Source organism: Streptomyces sp. NPDC048191 (assembly GCF_040652655.1).
In the GTDB taxonomy this organism is placed as follows: Bacteria; Actinomycetota; Actinomycetes; order Streptomycetales; family Streptomycetaceae; genus Streptomyces.
This window is the reverse complement of sequence record NZ_JBEZMO010000005.1, coordinates 313,998-331,269: the sequence shown is the minus strand read 5'-3', so window position 1 is coordinate 331,269 and position 17,272 is coordinate 313,998. Positions and strand designations below refer to the sequence as shown.

Below are 17,272 nucleotides of genomic sequence, written 5' to 3'. Positions count from 1 at the left end.
CTGGCCCCCGCGACCGATAACGAAGCCGGGCGCCCGGGGCGCAGTTGTCTTCACACCCTAGATTTCGAGAGGGCTCCCGCTGTCATGGCGAAGATCCTGAAGTTCGACGAGGACGCCCGTCGCGCCCTCGAGCGCGGCGTCAACAAGCTGGCCGACACGGTGAAGGTGACGATCGGCCCCCGGGGCCGCAACGTCGTCATCGACAAGAAGTTCGGCGCCCCCACCATCACCAACGACGGTGTCACCATCGCCCGTGAGGTCGAGATCGAGGACCCGTACGAGAACCTCGGCGCGCAGCTGGTGAAGGAGGTGGCGACCAAGACCAACGACATCGCGGGTGACGGCACCACCACCGCCACCGTGCTGGCCCAGGCGCTGGTGCGCGAGGGCCTGAAGAACGTCGCCGCCGGCGCCTCCCCGGCCGCCCTGAAGAAGGGCATCGACGCCGCCGTCAAGGCCGTCTCCGACGAGCTGCTCGCGTCGGCCCGCCCGATCGACGAGAAGTCCGACATCGCCGCCGTCGCCGCGCTGTCCGCCCAGGACCAGCAGGTCGGCGAGCTCATCGCCGAGGCGATGGACAAGGTCGGCAAGGACGGTGTCATCACCGTCGAGGAGTCCAACACCTTCGGTCTGGAGCTGGACTTCACCGAGGGCATGGCCTTCGACAAGGGCTACCTGTCGCCGTACTTCGTGACGGACCAGGAGCGCATGGAGGCCGTCCTCGACGACCCGTACATCCTCATCAACCAGGGCAAGATCAGCTCCATCCAGGACCTGCTGCCGCTGCTGGAGAAGGTCATCCAGGCCGGCGCCTCCAAGCCGCTGCTGATCATCGCCGAGGACGTCGAGGGCGAGGCCCTGTCGACCCTGGTCGTCAACAAGATCCGCGGCACCTTCAACGCCGTCGCGGTGAAGGCCCCCGGCTTCGGCGACCGCCGCAAGGCGATGCTGCAGGACATGGCCATCCTCACCGGTGCCACCGTCATCTCCGAGGAGGTCGGCCTCAAGCTCGACCAGGCCGGCCTGGACGTGCTGGGCTCCGCCCGCCGCGTGACGGTCACCAAGGACGACACCACGATCGTCGACGGCGCCGGCAAGTCCGAGGACGTGCACGGCCGCGTCGCGCAGATCAAGGCCGAGATCGAGAACACCGACTCCGACTGGGACCGCGAGAAGCTCCAGGAGCGCCTCGCGAAGCTGGCCGGCGGCGTGTGCGTGATCAAGGTCGGCGCCGCCACCGAGGTGGAGCTCAAGGAGAAGAAGCACCGCCTGGAGGACGCCATCTCCGCGACCCGCGCCGCGGTCGAGGAGGGCATCGTCTCCGGTGGTGGCTCCGCCCTGGTCCACGCCTCCAAGGTCCTCGAGGGCAACCTCGACAAGTCCGGCGACGAGGCCACCGGTGTCGCGGTCGTCCGCAACGCGGTCGTCGAGCCGCTGCGCTGGATCGGCGAGAACGCCGGCCAGGAGGGCTACGTCATCGTCTCCAAGGTCAAGGACCTGGAGAAGGGGCAGGGCTACAACGCCGCCACCGGCGAGTACGGCGACCTGGTCAAGGCCGGCGTCATCGACCCGGTGAAGGTCACCCGCTCCGCCCTGGAGAACGCCGCCTCCATCGCCTCCCTGCTGCTCACGACCGAGACCCTGGTCGTCGAGAAGAAGGAAGAGGAAGAGCCGGCCGCCGCGGGCCACGGCCACGGCCACGCGCACTGACGTACGTCGGTACCGAAGGCCCGGCACCACCACGGTGCCGGGCCTTCGCCCTGTCTACTGCTCCAACTCGTCCAGCGCCCCCAGCTGTTGCATCAGCCCCAACTGGTCGTCCTGCCACCACAGCTCGGCGATCTTGCCGTCGTCCGTGAACCGGAACAGCGTCATCCCGGTCATGCTCACCCGCCTCCCGGTCGGCTCGATACCGAGGAAGTCGCCGTGGTGCGTGGCGTTCCACGTCCACCGTGCGCAGGCCCGGTCGCCGTGGGTGAGGACGTCCTCGACCGTGATCGTGAAGTCGAAACCCCGGCGCCACATCCGGTAGTCGCTGCGGGCGTTGTCCAGCCCGATGGTGTCCTGGGGGTTCACCGGATCGTGGCTGTGGATGTCCTCGTCCAGCAGGTCGTTGAGCGGCGGCAGTTCGCCGGGGGTTTCCAGCGCCTCGAAGAACCGCCGTACGGTGTTCTCGGCCATCCGCTCGTCCCGCACGACGTCCAGATCGGTGAACGTCGGCGTCTCGTCGCACAGGGCGACCATCCGCTGGAAGATCTTGTCGGTCTCCGGGAGGTTCGAGTTCCGCATCGCCTCCTCGTACGACGCGAACTCCACCACTTCGACGAGGTGCGACGCGTCCGAGCGGTCCTTGCCGACCAGCGTGTGCGTCGCGGTCCGCTTTCCCCTGGTCTGCTCGACCCAGTCGTCCATGAGCCGGTTCATCTCGTCCAGCCGGCTCGTCCTGCACTCGATGAGCTGTACGAAGGTCATGACGCCGCCTCCCGGCCCCCCTGACCCGGTAGTGTCACGCTCATTTTCGCACCGGGACGGCAGCGCCACCCGTCCGCTACTGCGGCCCGTACTTGCGCCCGGTCCGTGAGGAGATGCCGCCCAGCAGCCCGCGCGGGGTGACCTTCGCTAGGCCCGTCAGGGCCTTGTAGCGGGGGTCGGGGATCGACAGGGACTTGCCGCGGGCCAGGTCGGCCAGGGCCGTCGCGACCAGTTTGTCGGCGTCCAGCCACATCCAGCCCGGGATGTTGTCCGTGCCCATCCCGGCCCGCTCGTGGAACTCGGTGCGCACGAAGCCCGGGCACAGGGCCATCAGGCGGACGCCGGTGCCGGCCAGGTCCCTGGCCGCGCCCTGGGTGAACTGAACGACCCACGCCTTGGAGGCGCCGTATGTGCCGCGCGGCACGAAGGCGGCCACGGAGGCCACGTTGACGACTCCGCCCCGCCCGCGCTCGCGCATCGCCTCGGAGGCCGCCGAGGTCAGCCGGAGCACCGCCTCGCAGTGCACCTTGAGCATCTTCAGCTCGTCGGCCATGGGGACGTCGAGATAGCGGCCCTTGTTGCCGAAGCCGGCGTTGTTGATCAGCAGGTCGACCGGGTTCTTCCGGTCGCCGAGGCGGTCGGCCACCGCCTCGATGCCCTTGTCCTCGGACAGGTCGGCGGTCAGCACCTCCACCTCGATGCCGTGCCGGTCGTGCAGTTCGGTCGCCTGTTCGCGCAGCCGTCTGGTTTCCCGGGCCACCAGGACCAGGTCGTGCCCGTCAGCCGCCAGCCGCCGCGTGAACGCGGCGCCGATCCCCGCGGTCGATCCCGTAATCAGAGCCGTTGTCATGGCCCAAGCGTAGTGACCCGGCGATGGCCCGGGAGCGAGCGCGGCCACTGCCGCGCGGGTCCGGACGGCGGTCGTCCCCACCTCGCGCGGGACCTCACGGGACGGCCGGCGCCCCCCTTGGCCGACGGCCGCTCAGCCCGCCTGCTCGGCCAGGTACTTGCGCGCCTTCTCCAGCGACTCCGGGTGCAGTGCCCCGCCCGCCGCGAGCAGCCGCGGCAGCAGCTGCCGCTCGGTGGTGACCGCGCGGAACTGCAGCGCCGCCGTCACCCCGTGGTCCGGCCGGTGCACGACCTCGATCGGATCGCCCGCCCGTATCTCGCCCGGTTCGATCACCCGGAGGTAGGCACCCGTTGCGCCCTTCCGTGTGAATCTCCTGACCCAGCCGCCTTCGCCCAGATGGCCCTGGAACGTACGACACGGGATCCTGCCCGAGGTCACTTCCAGCACCACCTCGGAACCGATCCGCCAGCGCTCGCCGATCAGCGCCTCGGAGACCTCCAGGCCGCCGGTCGTCAGGTTCTCTCCGAAGCAACCATTGGCCAACGGTCGGCCGAGTTCGCGCTCCCAGTCGTCGAGGTCCTCGCGCGCGTAGGCGTACACCGCCTGGTCGTCCCCGCCGTGGTGGCGCAGCTCGCACACCGCGTCACCGGCCAGGCCGCTCGCGCCGACGCCCTTGGGCCCCGGCGCCGCCACCCGCACCGGCCCGTCGGCCGGCTTCTTGTCGATGCCCGTGACACCGTCCGCCTGGTCCGTGTACGGCACCGGCCGCGGGCGGCCCAGATTGACCGAGAGAAGCTCCATGCCCTCACGGTACGGGCCGCACCTCAAAGCGTCGAGCGAATATCACGCACCACCCCCAAGCTGCCCTTATGCTCTAAGGGTGATCGAGGCCCGTCATCTCCGTGTCCTGCGCGCCGTCGCCACCACCGGATCATTCTCGGCGGCGGGGCGCGAACTGGGCTGCACCCAGCCCGCCGTCAGCCAGCAGATGAAGGCCCTGGAGTCCTCGGTCGGCACCCCGCTGCTGGTCCGCAGCGGCCGCGAGATGCGGCTCACGCAGGCCGGGGAAGCCCTGGTCAGGCACGCCTCCGGCATCCTCGCCGGGCTCACCGCCGCCGAGGAGGAGGTCGCCGCCATCGCGGGCCTGCGCGCGGGCCGGGTCCGGCTGGTCTCGTTCCCCAGTGGCAGCTCCACCCTGGTCCCCACCGCCCTGGCCGCCCTGCGCGCCGCCCACCCCGGCACCCGCGTCTCCCTGGAGGAGGCCGAGCCCCCGAGGTCGGTGGAGCTGCTCCGCGAGGGCGACTGCGACCTCGCGCTGGCCTTCCGCTACGAAGGGGCGGCGGTCGCCGAGGACTGGGACGACCTCGTCGTACGGCGCCTGCTGACGGACCGGCTGGTGGCGCTGGTGCCCGAGCGGCACCGGCTCGCGCGCGCGGAGAGCGTCGCCATCGGTGAGCTGGCCCAGGAGCCCTGGATCGCGGGCTGCCCGCGCTGCCGGGGCCAGCTGGTCGAGGTGTGCGAGGGGGCCGGCTTCACCCCGCGCATCGACTTCGCCACGGACGACTACCCGGCGGTGGTCGGCCTGGTCGGCGCGGGTCTGGGGGTCGCCGTGCTGCCCCAGCTGGCGGTGGAGTCGGTACGGCCCAGGGGTGTGCGCACGGTACGGCTGGAACCGGCGGTACGGCGCGAGATCGTCGCCCTCACCCTTCCCGACCTGGCACAGGTGCCGGCCGTGGCGGCGACGCTGGAGCAACTGGCCCGCGTGGCCGGGCGCGCCTAGCGGTACGGCCGGGGGCCGGGCGCCCGCGGGAGGGGCGGCGGCAGAATCATGGGCACGCGCGCGGCGACGTGGCGTGCCCAGGTGGAGAGGGATGAGTGCACCCGGTGGTCTGTGGGTGCAGAAACGTTCCTTCAATGGTTGGGTGCGGTGTCCGCGCCGGTGGCCGAGGCCGTCACCAGGCGGTTGCGCGCGCGCCCCATCAACTCCTCACGCTCGTCCTCGGTCAGGCCGCCCCACACGCCGTACGGCTCGCGCACCGCCAGTGCGTGCGCCGCGCACTCCGCGCGCACAGGGCACCTCATGCAGACTTCCTTGGCCGAGTTCTCGCGAGCGCTCCGAGCCGCCCCGCGCTCGCCCTCAGGGTGAAAGAAGAGCGAGCTGTCCACGCCGCGGCAGGCAGCCAGCAGCTGCCAGTCCCACAGGTCCGCGTTCGGTCCGGGAAGGCGGGAGAAATCTGCCATTACGTGACCCCTTGTAGCCGTTCTGAGCGGATACGGTGCCATCGACCGTACATCTCCGGTCTAAGGAGATGAAAATATGACTCATTGCGAATCTAGCCTCGGACACCGTGAAACGGGAAGAAAAGCGGCCAAATGGGGCATAGTTGTGATGAAAAGTTGAGGGTCTGAGGTCCATGTCTGCACCGTGTCGAGCCCCTCACGTAGAGTGCCGAAGACGGCATGTAGCCCCGTAACTCTTTCGAGTGACCGTCGTTGAGAGTGCGGAGGCGGTTGAGAACACAAGCGCTCGGGCAGGCGTCCGAGGCGGTCGACCGCACAGGTGACGATTCCGTACCAGCCTGGAGGCTCAAGGTGACGCGCATCAGCTGCGGAGGGCGGTCATGACTTCCGTCCTCGTCTGCGACGACTCCCCGCTTGCCCGAGAGGCGCTCCGCCGCGCGGTCGCGACCGTGCCCGGTGTCGAGCGCGTGACGACGGCGGCCAACGGCGAGGAAGTCCTCCGCCGCTGGGGCGCCGACCGCTCCGACCTCATCCTGATGGACGTGCGCATGCCCGGCCTGGGCGGCGTGGAAACCGTGCGCCGCCTGCTGTCCGCGGACCCCGGCGCGCGCATCATCATGCTCACCGTCGCCGAGGACCTCGACGGCGTGGCCCTCGCGGTCGCCGCCGGCGCCCGGGGCTACCTGCACAAGGACGCCTCGCGCGCCGAACTGCGGGCCACCGTGACCCAGGCCCTCGCCGACCCGACGTGGCGCCTCGCCCCCCGCCGGCTGCGCTCGGCCGAGATGGGCGCCGCGCCCACGCTCACCGCGCGCGAGATCCAGGTGCTGGAGGGCATGAGCCACGGCCGGTCCAACGCCGAGATCGGCCGCGAGCTGTTCCTCTCCGAGGACACCGTCAAGACGCACGCGCGGCGCCTGTTCAAGAAGCTCGGCGCGTCGGACCGGGCCCACGCCGTGGCGCTCGGCTTCCGCTGGGGACTGGTCCGGTAGGCGGTGCCCCAGCCCTGCGGGGCAGCCGGGGCCGACCGGCACCGGGCGCCCCTCCGGGAGCCCGCGGCGGATCCGCCCGGCCCCGCAGCGCCGTGCCCCCGGTCGCGTACGGTGCTGCACGAGCGCGTGTTCCGGTGCCCATGCCGGGGCGCCGGCATCCTTCGGCTGCGGGGGTGTGCCGCGCGTCCAGGTGGTGTGGGGGACGGTCGGTCGCGTCCCTCCCCGCTCCCCGGTCTCGGCGTGGACCGCTTTCCGGCTTCCGGGCCATGGGGCGTACCGCCGTCCCCGGGCCGTCGCGAGGCCGGGCGCGGGTGCCCTTCGGCGGCACCCCCGGCCGCGACGCCGTACCGCCGGGTCCCGGTGTGTCGCCGGGGCGGTGGACGAGCGGGTCGTTCCCTGACGGGGGTCCGCGGTGCCGGCGGAAGCGGCTGTGACGTGTCTTCGAGGGGTGGACCCGGTCACACCGAAGGAGCCGTGCGGCGGACCGCCGTGCGGGTGGACCGTGGTGCGCGGGAACGGAGATCCACTTCGGCAACACCCGTGGTCGACGCGGCCCGGTGGGCCCCGACGCGCACGCGGGAGGGGAGTTCGCGCCCCCGGCGTACGACTCCGCCGGACGTCTCGGCGGGCGCGGTGCAAGGCGGCCCGCCGGACGCGCGCTGCTCGTTTCGGCGCGGATGCCGCATCCTTGAGATGTGGAGTCTCTCGGGGACAAGTCGGTCGAGGTGAAGGGGAGGGCGCAGGGGATGAGTGCCGGCGCACCTGCTCATAACGCTTCGGTGCACAACCACGAGCACAATGCGACGGACCGGACGGCCGCAAGGCACGATGGACCGATGCGCGACGACGAGGCGGGCACGGCCCACGGGGCGATCGGTGCGCTCGTCCACCGCGCCGTCGACGGGGACCAGCAGGCCACGCACGATCTGCTCGCGCACGTCCACCCGCTGGCGCTGCGCTACTGCCGCACCCGGCTGTCCCGGCTCCCCGGCGACGCGCGTCACTTCGTCGAGGACCTCGCCCAGGAGGTCTGCGTCGCGGTCCTGCTCGCGCTGCCCCGCTATCGCGACACCGGCCGCCCCTTCGAGGCGTTCGTCTTCGCCATCGCCTCCCACAAGGTCGCCGACCTGCAGCGCGCCGCCATGCGCCACCCGGGTTCCACGGCGGTGCCCTCCGACGAGATGCCGGAACGGCCCGACGACTCCCTCGGCCCCGAGGAGCGCGCCCTGCTCAGCAGCGACGCCGAGTGGGCCAAGAAACTGCTGGCCAACCTCCCCGAGAACCAGCGCGAGCTGCTCCTGCTGCGCATCGCCGTGGGCTTGACCGCGGAGGAGACCGGGCAGATGTTGGGAATGTCACCCGGCGCGGTCCGGGTCGCCCAGCACCGGGCACTGAGCCGCCTCAGGGCGCTCGCCGAGCAGTAACACCCTTGAGCGGAGCCTTCGAAGCTCCGTCTGGTGAACAGGCGCGTATCCGTTTCCGTACGAACATACGAACCCTGGCGTCACCCCGTACCGTGGAATTTGCTAGCGATGCTTCCCGTTAGCATGGACATCCGCACCGATCAAGGCCATTTGGGGAAGGTGTCATGACTGCCAACGTCGACGGAGTGCCCGGTAAATTCGCGACACTCGGGCTGACCTACGACGACGTGCTGTTGCTGCCGGGCGCATCCGAGGTGCTGCCCAACGCGGTCGACACCTCGTCCCGCATCTCCCGCAACGTCCGGGTCAACATCCCGCTGCTGTCGGCGGCGATGGACAAGGTGACCGAGTCCCGCATGGCGATCGCGATGGCCCGGCTGGGCGGCGTCGGCGTGCTGCACCGCAACCTCTCCGTCGAGGACCAGGTCAACCAGGTCGACCTGGTGAAGCGGTCCGAGTCCGGCATGGTCACCGACCCGATCACGGTGCACCCGGAGGCGACCCTCGCCGAGGCCGACTCGCTGTGCGCCAAGTTCCGCATCAGCGGCGTGCCCGTCACCGACCCGGCCGGCAAGCTGCTCGGCATCGTCACCAACCGTGACATGGCCTTCGAGTCCGACCGCAGCCGCCAGGTGCGCGAGGTCATGACCCCCATGCCGCTGGTCACGGGCAAGGTCGGCATCTCCGGGCCCGAGGCCATGGAGCTGCTGCGCAAGCACAAGATCGAGAAGCTTCCACTGGTCGACGACGAGGGCGTCCTCAAGGGCCTGATCACGGTCAAGGACTTCGTCAAGGCCGAGAAGTACCCCAACGCCGCCAAGGACGCCGAGGGCCGCCTGCTCGTCGGTGCCGCCGTCGGCGCCAGCCCCGAGGCGCTGGAGCGCGCCCAGGCCCTCGCCGAGGCCGGTGTGGACTTCCTGGTCGTGGACACCTCGCACGGCCACAACAGCAACGCCCTCAGCTGGATGTCGAAGATCAAGTCCAGCGTGAACGTCGACGTGATCGGCGGCAACGTCGCCACCCGCGACGGCGCCCAGGCGCTCATCGACGCCGGTGTCGACGGCATCAAGGTGGGTGTCGGCCCGGGTTCGATCTGCACCACCCGCGTGGTGGCCGGCATCGGCGTCCCGCAGGTCACCGCCATCTACGAGGCCTCCCTTGCCGCCCGCCCGGCGGGCATCCCGCTGATCGGCGACGGCGGTCTGCAGTACTCCGGCGACATCGGCAAGGCGCTCGCCGCGGGTGCGGACACGGTCATGCTGGGCAGCCTCCTCGCCGGCTGCGAGGAGTCGCCGGGCGAGCTGCTGTTCATCAACGGCAAGCAGTTCAAGTCGTACCGCGGCATGGGCTCGCTGGGCGCCATGCAGTCCCGCGGCCAGGGCAGGTCGTACTCGAAGGACCGCTACTTCCAGGCCGAGGTGGCGTCCGACGACAAGCTCGTGCCCGAGGGCGTCGAGGGCCAGGTGCCCTACCGCGGCCCGCTGTCCAACGTGCTGCACCAGCTCGTCGGCGGTCTGCGCCAGACCATGGGGTACGTGGGCGCGGCCAGCATCGACGAGATGGAGTCCAAGGGCCGCTTCGTGCGGATCACCTCCGCGGGCCTCAAGGAGAGCCACCCGCACGACATCCAGATGACGGTCGAGGCGCCGAACTACAGCCGTAAGTAGTCGCCGCGGTCTTTCCAGGGCGGTCCCGGGTGCACCGGGGCCGCCCTTGTCGTGCCCGTCGGCGATACTGGAAGACGCTGAACGCATCAGGGAAAGGCCAAGACGTGACTGAGATCGAGATCGGGCGCGGCAAGCGCGGCCGCCGGGCGTACGCCTTCGACGACATCGCCGTCGTCCCCAGCCGCCGTACGCGGGACCCGAAGGAGGTCTCGATCGCCTGGCAGATCGACGCCTACCGCTTCGAGCTGCCCTTCCTGGCCGCTCCCATGGACTCGGTCGTCTCCCCGGCCACCGCGATCCGCATCGGTGAGCTGGGCGGCCTCGGCGTGCTCAACCTCGAGGGCCTGTGGACGCGGTACGAGGACCCGCAGCCGCTGCTGGACGAGATCGCCGAGCTGCCGGCCGAGCAGGCGACCCGCCGTCTCCAGGAGATCTACGCGGCGCCGATCAAGGAGGAGCTGATCGGCGCCCGGATCAAGGAGGTGCGCGACTCCGGCGTGGTCACGGCGGCCGCGCTCTCCCCGCAGCGCACCGCCCAGTTCTCCAAGGCGGTCGTGGACGCGGGCGTGGACATCTTCGTCATCCGCGGTACGACGGTCTCCGCGGAGCACGTCTCGTCCGCGCACGAGCCGCTGAACCTGAAGCAGTTCATCTACGAACTGGACGTCCCGGTGATCGTCGGCGGCTGTGCCACCTACACCGCCGCGCTGCACCTGATGCGCACCGGCGCGGCCGGCGTCCTGGTCGGCTTCGGCGGCGGCGCTGCCCACACCACGCGCAACGTGCTGGGCATCCAGGTCCCGATGGCCACGGCCGTCGCCGACGTGGCCGCGGCCCGCCGTGACTACATGGACGAGTCCGGCGGCCGGTACGTGCACGTGATCGCGGACGGCGGGGTCGGCTGGTCCGGCGACCTGCCCAAGGCGATCGCCTGCGGCGCCGACGCGGTGATGATGGGCTCTCCGCTGGCCCGCGGCACGGACGCGCCCGGCAAGGGCCACCACTGGGGCATGGAGGCGGTCAACGAGGAGCTGCCCCGCGGCAAGAAGGTCGACCTCGGCACGGTCGGCACGGTCGAGGAGATCCTCACCGGCCCGTCCCACACGCCGGACGGCTCGATGAACTTCTTCGGCGCCCTGCGCCGCGCGATGGCCACGACCGGCTACAGCGAGCTGAAGGAGTTCCAGCGGGTCGAGGTGACCGTCGCGGACAGCCAGCACAAGCGCTGACGCCTACGACGCGAAGGGCCCGGCCACCGACGAGGTGGCCGGGCCCTTCGGCGTGCGGGCAGGCGTTACGCGGCGGCCTTCTTGGCGCCGGAGAACGCGGCGAACGCGGCGATGGCGAAGAAGAGGAAGGTCAGCGGGTCGGCGTCTTCCTTCCACACCTTCTGGACGACGTCGAGGTGCTGGAAGAACAGTTCGTTGAAGCTCACGTGCAGCTGGTCGGCGCCGATCATGGCCTCGCCCACCAGCTGGCCGACGTAGACCGAGCCGAGCGCGAGGATCGCGCTCACGACGGGCAGGGCCGGGTTGCGGCCGCCCGCCTTGCCGGCGGCGAGACCGACGACGAAGCCGACGCCGACGGCGGCGTAGCCGATCTCGTGCTTGGTGGCGCCGATGACGAAGCCGTAGAGCGCGGCGGCGGCCACGGCGGCGACGACGGCGGCGACGATGCCGAGGACGACGTTGTTCCGGCCCGGCGCGGGCGGCGCCGGCGGGGCGAAGGCGCCCGGCTGGCCGACGGGGGCGCCCGGCTGCGGCGGGTACGGCGCGTCGGCCGGGCCCTGCTGCGCGTACGGGTTGGCCCCGACGGGACCGGGCTGCGGCGGCTGCGGCGGCGGAGCTGACTGGCTCATGACAGGAATCCCCCCGATATGGAGCACGACTGAAGGACGGAAACGGAAAACCCCCGCACGCGTGTGCGGCGAGTCCGGGGGAGATTAACAGCCGGGGACGACAACACCCCCGGCCGTTTTCCGTTCGTGACCGGGCTCAGAGCCGGTCGGCCGCCCCCGTGGGGGTGGCCCCGCGCGTGTCCAGCAGCAGTTGTGCCTTCACCGACAGCCCCTGCAGGTCGTACGTGCGGTGCTGCTGGAGCAGGATCGTCAGGTCGGCCTCCGCGGCGGTCTCGTAGAGCGAGTCCGCGCGCGGGACCGGGCGGTCCAGCACGTTCCAGGAGGCCACGAGGGGGTCGTGGAAGCTCACCGAGGCGCCGAGCTCCATCAGCCGGATCGCGATCTCCTGTGCCGGCGTGCCCTGCAGGTCGCCGAGGTCGGCCTTGTAGGTGACGCCGAGCAGCAGCACCCGCGCGCCACGGGCGGACTTGCCGTGCTCGTTGAGCAGGGCGGCGGCGCGCTGGACGACGTACCGGGGCATCCGGCTGTTGACCTGCTGGGCCAGCTCCACCATCCGCAGGGTGCGGGTGGCGTGGCCGGTCAGGTCCTGCGCAGCGGCGTGACCGCCGACGCCCGGGCCGGGCCGGAACGCCTGGAAGCCGAAGGGCTTGGTCTCGGCGCACCGGATCACGTCCCACAGATCGACGCCCAGCTCATGGCACAGGACCGCCATCTCGTTGACGAGCGCGATGTTGACGTGCCGGAAGTTGGTCTCCAGCAGCTGCACCGTCTCCGCCTCGCGCAGCCCGCGCGCGCGTACCACCTTGTCGGTGAGCCGGCCGTAGAAGGCGGCGGCCGACTCGGTGCAGGCGGGGGTGAGGCCGCCGATGACCTTGGGCGTGTTGGCGGGGGTGTGGTCACGGTTGCCGGGGTCGACGCGGCTGGGCGAGTAGGCGAGGTGGAAGTCGCGGCCGGCGCGCAGCCCCGAGCCCTTCTCCAGCAGGGGCCGCAGGAATTCCTCGGTCGTGCCGGGGAGCACCGGCGACTCCAGGATGACGGTGGTGTGCGGGCGCAGTCGCTCGGCGAGGGTACGGGTGGCCGCCTCCACCTGGGCGAGGTCGAGTCCGCCGTCGGCGCCGCGCGGGGTCGGCGCGCAGATCACCGCCGTGCGGACCCGGCCGAGCTGGGCCGGGTCGGTGCCGGGCCGGAAGCCGGCCGCGTGCATCCGGCGAAGCTCGGCGGCGCTGAGTGAGCCCGCCTCCGGACCGGTGGCGTATCCGATGGTGGGGATGCCTGCGGCGACGGCGGCCTGGGCGAGCGGCAAGCCGTAGGGGCCGAGTCCGATGACGGCGAGGTCTGCGGGCATGGCGTGGGCCGTCCTTCCCAGTAGCCGAAACGGAACAGGTGCGCAACCGCTGTGGACAGCGTGAGCAAGCGCGATGTCAGGCTAGATACATATATGACTGTTATGCGTGATTGTGTTCGTGTGTCTTCCAACGGTTGTGCGCAAGTTGTCCACAGCTTGGGAGCCCGTGGTGGCTGAAGTCGGGCAAGCCGGTCAGAATTTGGGCATGAGGAGGGGATGAAACCGGGCTTCGCCCACCGGGTGTGGCCGACGCGAGCGAGTCAGCGACAGCGGGAGGCAACGGTGAGGACAGCGACTCTGGGGCCGGCGCAGCGCGCCGAGGCACTGGCGGCGATGGCGGAGCGGGAGCTGGACGTGCTGGTGATCGGCGGCGGGGTCGTCGGCGCGGGCACCGCGCTGGACGCCGTCACGCGCGGTCTGTCCACCGGCCTGGTCGAGGCCCGCGACTGGGCTTCGGGCACCTCCAGCCGGTCCAGCAAGCTGATCCACGGCGGTCTGCGCTATCTGGAGATGCTCGACTTCGCCCTGGTGCGGGAAGCGCTGAAGGAGCGCGGGCTGCTGCTGGAGCGGCTCGCCCCGCACCTGGTCAAGCCGGTGCCGTTCCTGTACCCGCTGCAGCACAAGGGCTGGGAGCGGCTGTACGCGGGCTCGGGCGTGGCCCTGTACGACGCGATGTCCATGGCGCGCGGCCACGGCCGGGGCCTGCCCCTGCACCGCCACCTGAGCCACCGTCATGCCCTGCGCGTCGCCCCCTGTCTGAAGAAGGACGCCCTGGTCGGCGCCCTGCAGTACTACGACGCCCAGATGGACGACGCCCGTTTCGTGGCCACGCTGGTGCGCACGGCGGTGTCCTACGGCGCGAAGGCGGCCAACCGTGCGCGTGTGACCGGCTTCCTGCGCGAGGGCGAGCGGGTGGTCGGCGCCCGGGTGCAGGACGTGGAGGGCGGCGGGGAGTACGAGATCCGCGCCAAGCAGATCGTCAACGCCACTGGCGTGTGGACCGACGACACACAGGCGATGGTGGGGGAGCGCGGCCAGTTCCACGTCCGCGCGTCCAAGGGGATCCACCTGGTGGTGCCCAAGGACCGCATCCACTCCACGACCGGCCTGATCCTGCGCACCGAGAAGTCCGTCCTCTTCGTCATCCCCTGGGGCCGGCACTGGATCATCGGGACCACCGACACCGACTGGAACCTCGACAAGGCCCATCCGGCCGCGTCCAGCGCCGACATCGACTACCTGCTGGAGCACGTCAACTCGGTGCTGGCGGTGCCGCTCGGCCGGGACGACGTACAGGGTGTGTACGCCGGTCTGCGCCCGCTGCTCGCCGGCGAGTCCGACGCCACCAGCAAGCTGTCCCGCGAGCACACGGTGGCCCATCCGGCGCCGGGGCTCGTGGTCGTGGCGGGCGGCAAGTACACCACCTACCGGGTGATGGCGAAGGACGCGGTCGACGAGGCGGTGCACGGCCTGGACATGCGGGTCGCCGAGTGCGTGACGGAGGAGACCCCGCTGCTGGGCGCGGAGGGATACCAGGCGCTGTGGAACGCGCGCGCCCGGATCGCCGCCCGCACCGGACTGCACGTGGCCCGCGTGGAGCACCTGCTCAACCGGTACGGCTCCATGGCCGAGGAGCTTCTGGACCTCGTCACCGCCGACCCCGCCCTGGGCGAACCGCTGCAGGCCGCCGACGACTACCTGCGCGCCGAGGTGGTCTACGCCGCCTCCCACGAGGGTGCCCGGCACCTGGACGACGTCCTCACCCGGCGCACCCGCATCTCCATCGAGACCTTCGACCGGGGCACCCGCAGCGCCCGCGCGGCGGCCGAGCTGATGGCGCCGGTCCTCGGCTGGGACAAGGACCAGATAGAGCGCGAGGTCGAGCACTACGAGAAACGGGTGGAGGCCGAGCGGGAGTCCCAGCTCCAGCCCGACGACCTGACCGCGGACGCGGCGAGGCTGGGGGCGCCGGACATCGTGCCGCTCAGCTGAGGGGGGGGCGGCACAGGGGGAGGTGCGGCCGGTGCCTTCCGCGGAGGTCGGGCCGTGCGCGACCGTCGGCAGCCGAACGGCCGTCACCCCCGTGCGAAAACCGTGCACTTCGCCCGTCTTCCGGCATGTCGGCTCCGCCGGAGGCCATGGGCACCCTGGGCGCTCGGCACTTGTCGGGTGAGAGACAATGGAGGCTCTGTCAGGGCGGGTTGTATGAGGGGACGCATGTCGGAGGCGGAGCGGGCGGGTACATCTCGTCAGGGGACTCGTCAGGACAAGAGCGAGCGTCGTCTCCTCGCCGGGCGGTACCGGCTGGGAGACGTGCTGGGCCGGGGCGGTATGGGCACGGTCTGGCGCGCCGAGGACGAGACCCTGGGCCGGACGGTCGCCGTCAAGGAGCTGCGGTTCCCGTCGAACATCGACGAGGAGGAGAAGCGGCGCCTGATCACGCGCACCCTGCGTGAGGCCAAGGCGATCGCCCGGATCCGCAACAAGAGCGCGGTGACGGTCTTCGACGTGGTCGACGAGGACGACCGGCCGTGGATCGTGATGGAGTTGGTGGAGGGCAAGTCCCTCGCCGAGGTCATCCGCGAGGACGGCCTGCTGGAGCCGAAGCGTGCCGCCGAGGTGGGTCTCGCCGTCCTCGACGTGCTGCGCTCCGCGCACCGCGAGGGCATCCTGCACCGGGACGTGAAGCCGTCCAACGTGCTCATCGCCGAGGACGGCCGGGTCGTGCTCACCGACTTCGGCATCGCGCAGGTCGAGGGCGACCCGTCCATCACCTCCACCGGCATGCTCGTCGGCGCCCCGTCCTACATCTCCCCCGAGCGCGCCCGCGGCCACAAGCCGGGACCGGCGGCCGACCTGTGGTCGCTCGGCGGCCTGCTGTACGCGGCGGTCGAGGGGGTGCCGCCGTACGACAAGGGGTCGGCGATCGCCACGCTCACCGCGGTGATGACCGAGCCCCTGGAGGAGCCCAAGAACGCGGGCCCGCTCAGGGACGTCATCCACGGCCTGCTCAACAAGGATCCGGCCAAGCGGCTCGACGACGGCGGCGCCCGGGCCATGCTCGACGCGGTGATCCACCCGCCCGAGCCGGAGCCGTTGGACGCCACGCGGGTGGTTCCGCTGCCGCCGCAGCCCGGGTCGTCCGGGGGCAGGCGGGGCGAGGAGGCCGGGGAGAAGCTGCGCGGCGCGCTGCGTTCGGTCCGCAAGGCGGCCGGGTCGGCCACCGCCGCGGCCTCGGCGCGGACGAAGGGCGGCGGCGACACGGCCGCTCCGAGCGCCGGCCGGGCGGCGGGCGCGAGCGGTGCCGCCCCTGGTGGGACACGCCCGGCCACCCAGGGCCCCGGTCGGCCCGCCTCCTCCGGTGCGGCGGGCTCCGCGGCCGCGCAGGGCCCGGGCGCCGGGACCACCGGCAGACAGGCCGGTGCCGCCTCCGGTGCCGCGGGCGGGCCGAACTCCAGCGCCAACAAGCCGAGTTCGGGCTGGCCGGTGATGCCGCCACCGGACCTGGACCTGCCGCCGCGGCCCGTGCCGAGGGCACCGCTGACCGATGTGGTGCCCAAGCGCACGCTGATGATCATCGCGGTGCTGGTCGTCCTCGCCGTGCTCGGCACCATCCTGGCCATCGTCCTGAACGGCGACGACAAGGACAGCAGGAGCAGCGGCGCCAAGGCCGCGGCGAGTGCCAGTGCGTCCACCAAGCAGGACAAGGGCGGCAAGGGCACGGGCAGCGGGGCGGCGGACGGCACGAGCTCGTCGTCGGCCGGTGCCGGTTCCGCGTCGGGCGCCGCGGTCGACGCCGACGCCACCGCCGGCTCCGGGGCAGCCGGCTCGTCCGGCAAGTCCGGGGCGAAGGGCGGCGGGAGCGCGCCGGTGGTGTCGACCCACAAGGGCGGGCAGGGGTACTCGATCGGGCTGCCCAAGGGCTGGTCGTACAAGTCCACCGACAGCGCGGGCGACCGCTACGCCGGTCCCGACGGGCAGAAGCTGCTCATCGGCTGGACCGGCAGCCCCAAGGACGACCCGGTGGCGGACTGGGAGAACCAGGAGCACGCCATGGTGCGTGCCCAGTACCAGCGGATCCACATCGAGAAGGTGAACTACCGCGGTTGGAACACGGCCGACTGGGAGTTCACCTATGTCGACGGCGCCAAGTACCACACCATCGACCGCGGGTTCGTGGTCAACGGCCATCTCGGTTACGGCCTGATGTACACCGCCGAGGCCGCGAAATGGGACAGCGAGCTGTGCAAGGACACGTGGAAGACGCTCACGGCCTCCTTCGAGCCCAAGTCGTAGGCTTCAGGCGCCGGTTTGGCGCGTGAGAATCCGTCATCCACTCCGTGCGGGTTGCCTCCGGCACGTATCGTGAATGGTTGCGGACCGTACGCAGCCGGAAGTGTGTGCGAAACGGGTCGCGAGGCGA

Annotated in this window: 14 protein-coding genes; 8 read left to right on the top strand and 6 right to left on the bottom strand. The window is 71.3% G+C overall.

Annotation, left to right across the window (positions count from 1 at the left end; translation table 11 throughout):
- Positions 1–84 precede the first annotated feature (84 nt).
- Positions 85–1,710, top strand: a complete 1,626-nt coding sequence (groL, locus tag AB0D93_RS11990) for a chaperonin GroEL (RefSeq protein WP_362117111.1) — start codon at positions 85–87, stop codon at positions 1,708–1,710.
- A 54-nt stretch (positions 1,711–1,764) separates the two neighbouring features.
- Here groL and AB0D93_RS11985 read toward each other — a convergent pair whose 3' ends face one another.
- The 3 genes from AB0D93_RS11985 to AB0D93_RS11975 all read right to left on the bottom strand — a co-directional run bounded on the left by AB0D93_RS11985 (position 1,765) and on the right by AB0D93_RS11975 (position 4,123).
- Positions 1,765–2,472 carry an ester cyclase gene (locus AB0D93_RS11985; RefSeq protein ID WP_362117108.1) on the bottom strand — a complete coding sequence of 236 codons (708 nt, stop codon included), beginning with the start codon at positions 2,470–2,472 and terminating at the stop codon, positions 1,765–1,767.
- A 76-nt stretch (positions 2,473–2,548) separates the two neighbouring features.
- Positions 2,549–3,322 (bottom strand): SDR family oxidoreductase, encoded by a 774-nt coding sequence (locus tag AB0D93_RS11980; protein ID WP_362117105.1) that lies wholly within the window; start codon positions 3,320–3,322, stop codon positions 2,549–2,551.
- A gap of 132 nt (positions 3,323–3,454) precedes the next feature.
- Positions 3,455–4,123, bottom strand: a complete 669-nt coding sequence (locus AB0D93_RS11975; RefSeq protein ID WP_362117102.1) for an MOSC domain-containing protein — start codon at positions 4,121–4,123, stop codon at positions 3,455–3,457.
- 79 nt (positions 4,124–4,202) lie between these two features.
- Between AB0D93_RS11975 and AB0D93_RS11970 the strand changes: the two genes are divergently transcribed.
- Positions 4,203–5,102, top strand: coding sequence for a LysR family transcriptional regulator (locus AB0D93_RS11970; protein WP_362117099.1), 900 nt, complete (start codon positions 4,203–4,205; stop codon positions 5,100–5,102).
- A gap of 131 nt (positions 5,103–5,233) precedes the next feature.
- Here AB0D93_RS11970 and AB0D93_RS11965 read toward each other — a convergent pair whose 3' ends face one another.
- Complete coding sequence (locus AB0D93_RS11965) at positions 5,234–5,563, bottom strand: WhiB family transcriptional regulator (RefSeq protein ID WP_153539204.1); 330 nt, start codon at positions 5,561–5,563, stop codon at positions 5,234–5,236.
- A 380-nt stretch (positions 5,564–5,943) separates the two neighbouring features.
- Between AB0D93_RS11965 and AB0D93_RS11960 the strand changes: the two genes are divergently transcribed.
- The 4 genes from AB0D93_RS11960 to AB0D93_RS11945 all read left to right on the top strand — a co-directional run bounded on the left by AB0D93_RS11960 (position 5,944) and on the right by AB0D93_RS11945 (position 10,875).
- Positions 5,944–6,555 (top strand): response regulator transcription factor, encoded by a 612-nt coding sequence (locus tag AB0D93_RS11960; RefSeq protein WP_003948568.1) that lies wholly within the window; start codon positions 5,944–5,946, stop codon positions 6,553–6,555.
- Between the two features lie 836 nt (positions 6,556–7,391).
- Entirely contained in the window at positions 7,392–7,979 is a 588-nt protein-coding gene (locus AB0D93_RS11955) for a sigma-70 family RNA polymerase sigma factor (protein WP_228621181.1), read from the top strand.
- A 164-nt stretch (positions 7,980–8,143) separates the two neighbouring features.
- Positions 8,144–9,646, top strand: a complete 1,503-nt coding sequence (guaB, locus tag AB0D93_RS11950; protein WP_362117093.1) for an IMP dehydrogenase — start codon at positions 8,144–8,146, stop codon at positions 9,644–9,646.
- A gap of 104 nt (positions 9,647–9,750) precedes the next feature.
- On the top strand, positions 9,751–10,875 hold the full coding sequence (locus tag AB0D93_RS11945) for a GuaB3 family IMP dehydrogenase-related protein (protein WP_362117090.1): 1,125 nt from the start codon (positions 9,751–9,753) through the stop codon (positions 10,873–10,875).
- A gap of 65 nt (positions 10,876–10,940) precedes the next feature.
- Here AB0D93_RS11945 and AB0D93_RS11940 read toward each other — a convergent pair whose 3' ends face one another.
- Positions 10,941–11,504 carry a hypothetical protein gene (locus AB0D93_RS11940; protein WP_362117087.1) on the bottom strand — a complete coding sequence of 188 codons (564 nt, stop codon included), beginning with the start codon at positions 11,502–11,504 and terminating at the stop codon, positions 10,941–10,943.
- Between the two features lie 136 nt (positions 11,505–11,640).
- A complete protein-coding gene (locus AB0D93_RS11935) occupies positions 11,641–12,849 on the bottom strand; it encodes a nucleotide sugar dehydrogenase (RefSeq protein WP_362117084.1) in 1,209 nt (402 codons plus the stop codon).
- Positions 12,850–13,131: 282 nt separating this feature from the next.
- Here AB0D93_RS11935 and AB0D93_RS11930 point away from each other — a divergent pair, with 282 nt between their 5' ends.
- Positions 13,132–14,841 carry a glycerol-3-phosphate dehydrogenase/oxidase gene (locus tag AB0D93_RS11930; protein WP_362117081.1) on the top strand — a complete coding sequence of 570 codons (1,710 nt, stop codon included), beginning with the start codon at positions 13,132–13,134 and terminating at the stop codon, positions 14,839–14,841.
- 225 nt (positions 14,842–15,066) lie between these two features.
- Positions 15,067–17,145, top strand: a complete 2,079-nt coding sequence (locus tag AB0D93_RS11925; protein WP_362117077.1) for a serine/threonine-protein kinase — start codon at positions 15,067–15,069, stop codon at positions 17,143–17,145.
- Positions 17,146–17,272: the final 127 nt, after the last annotated feature.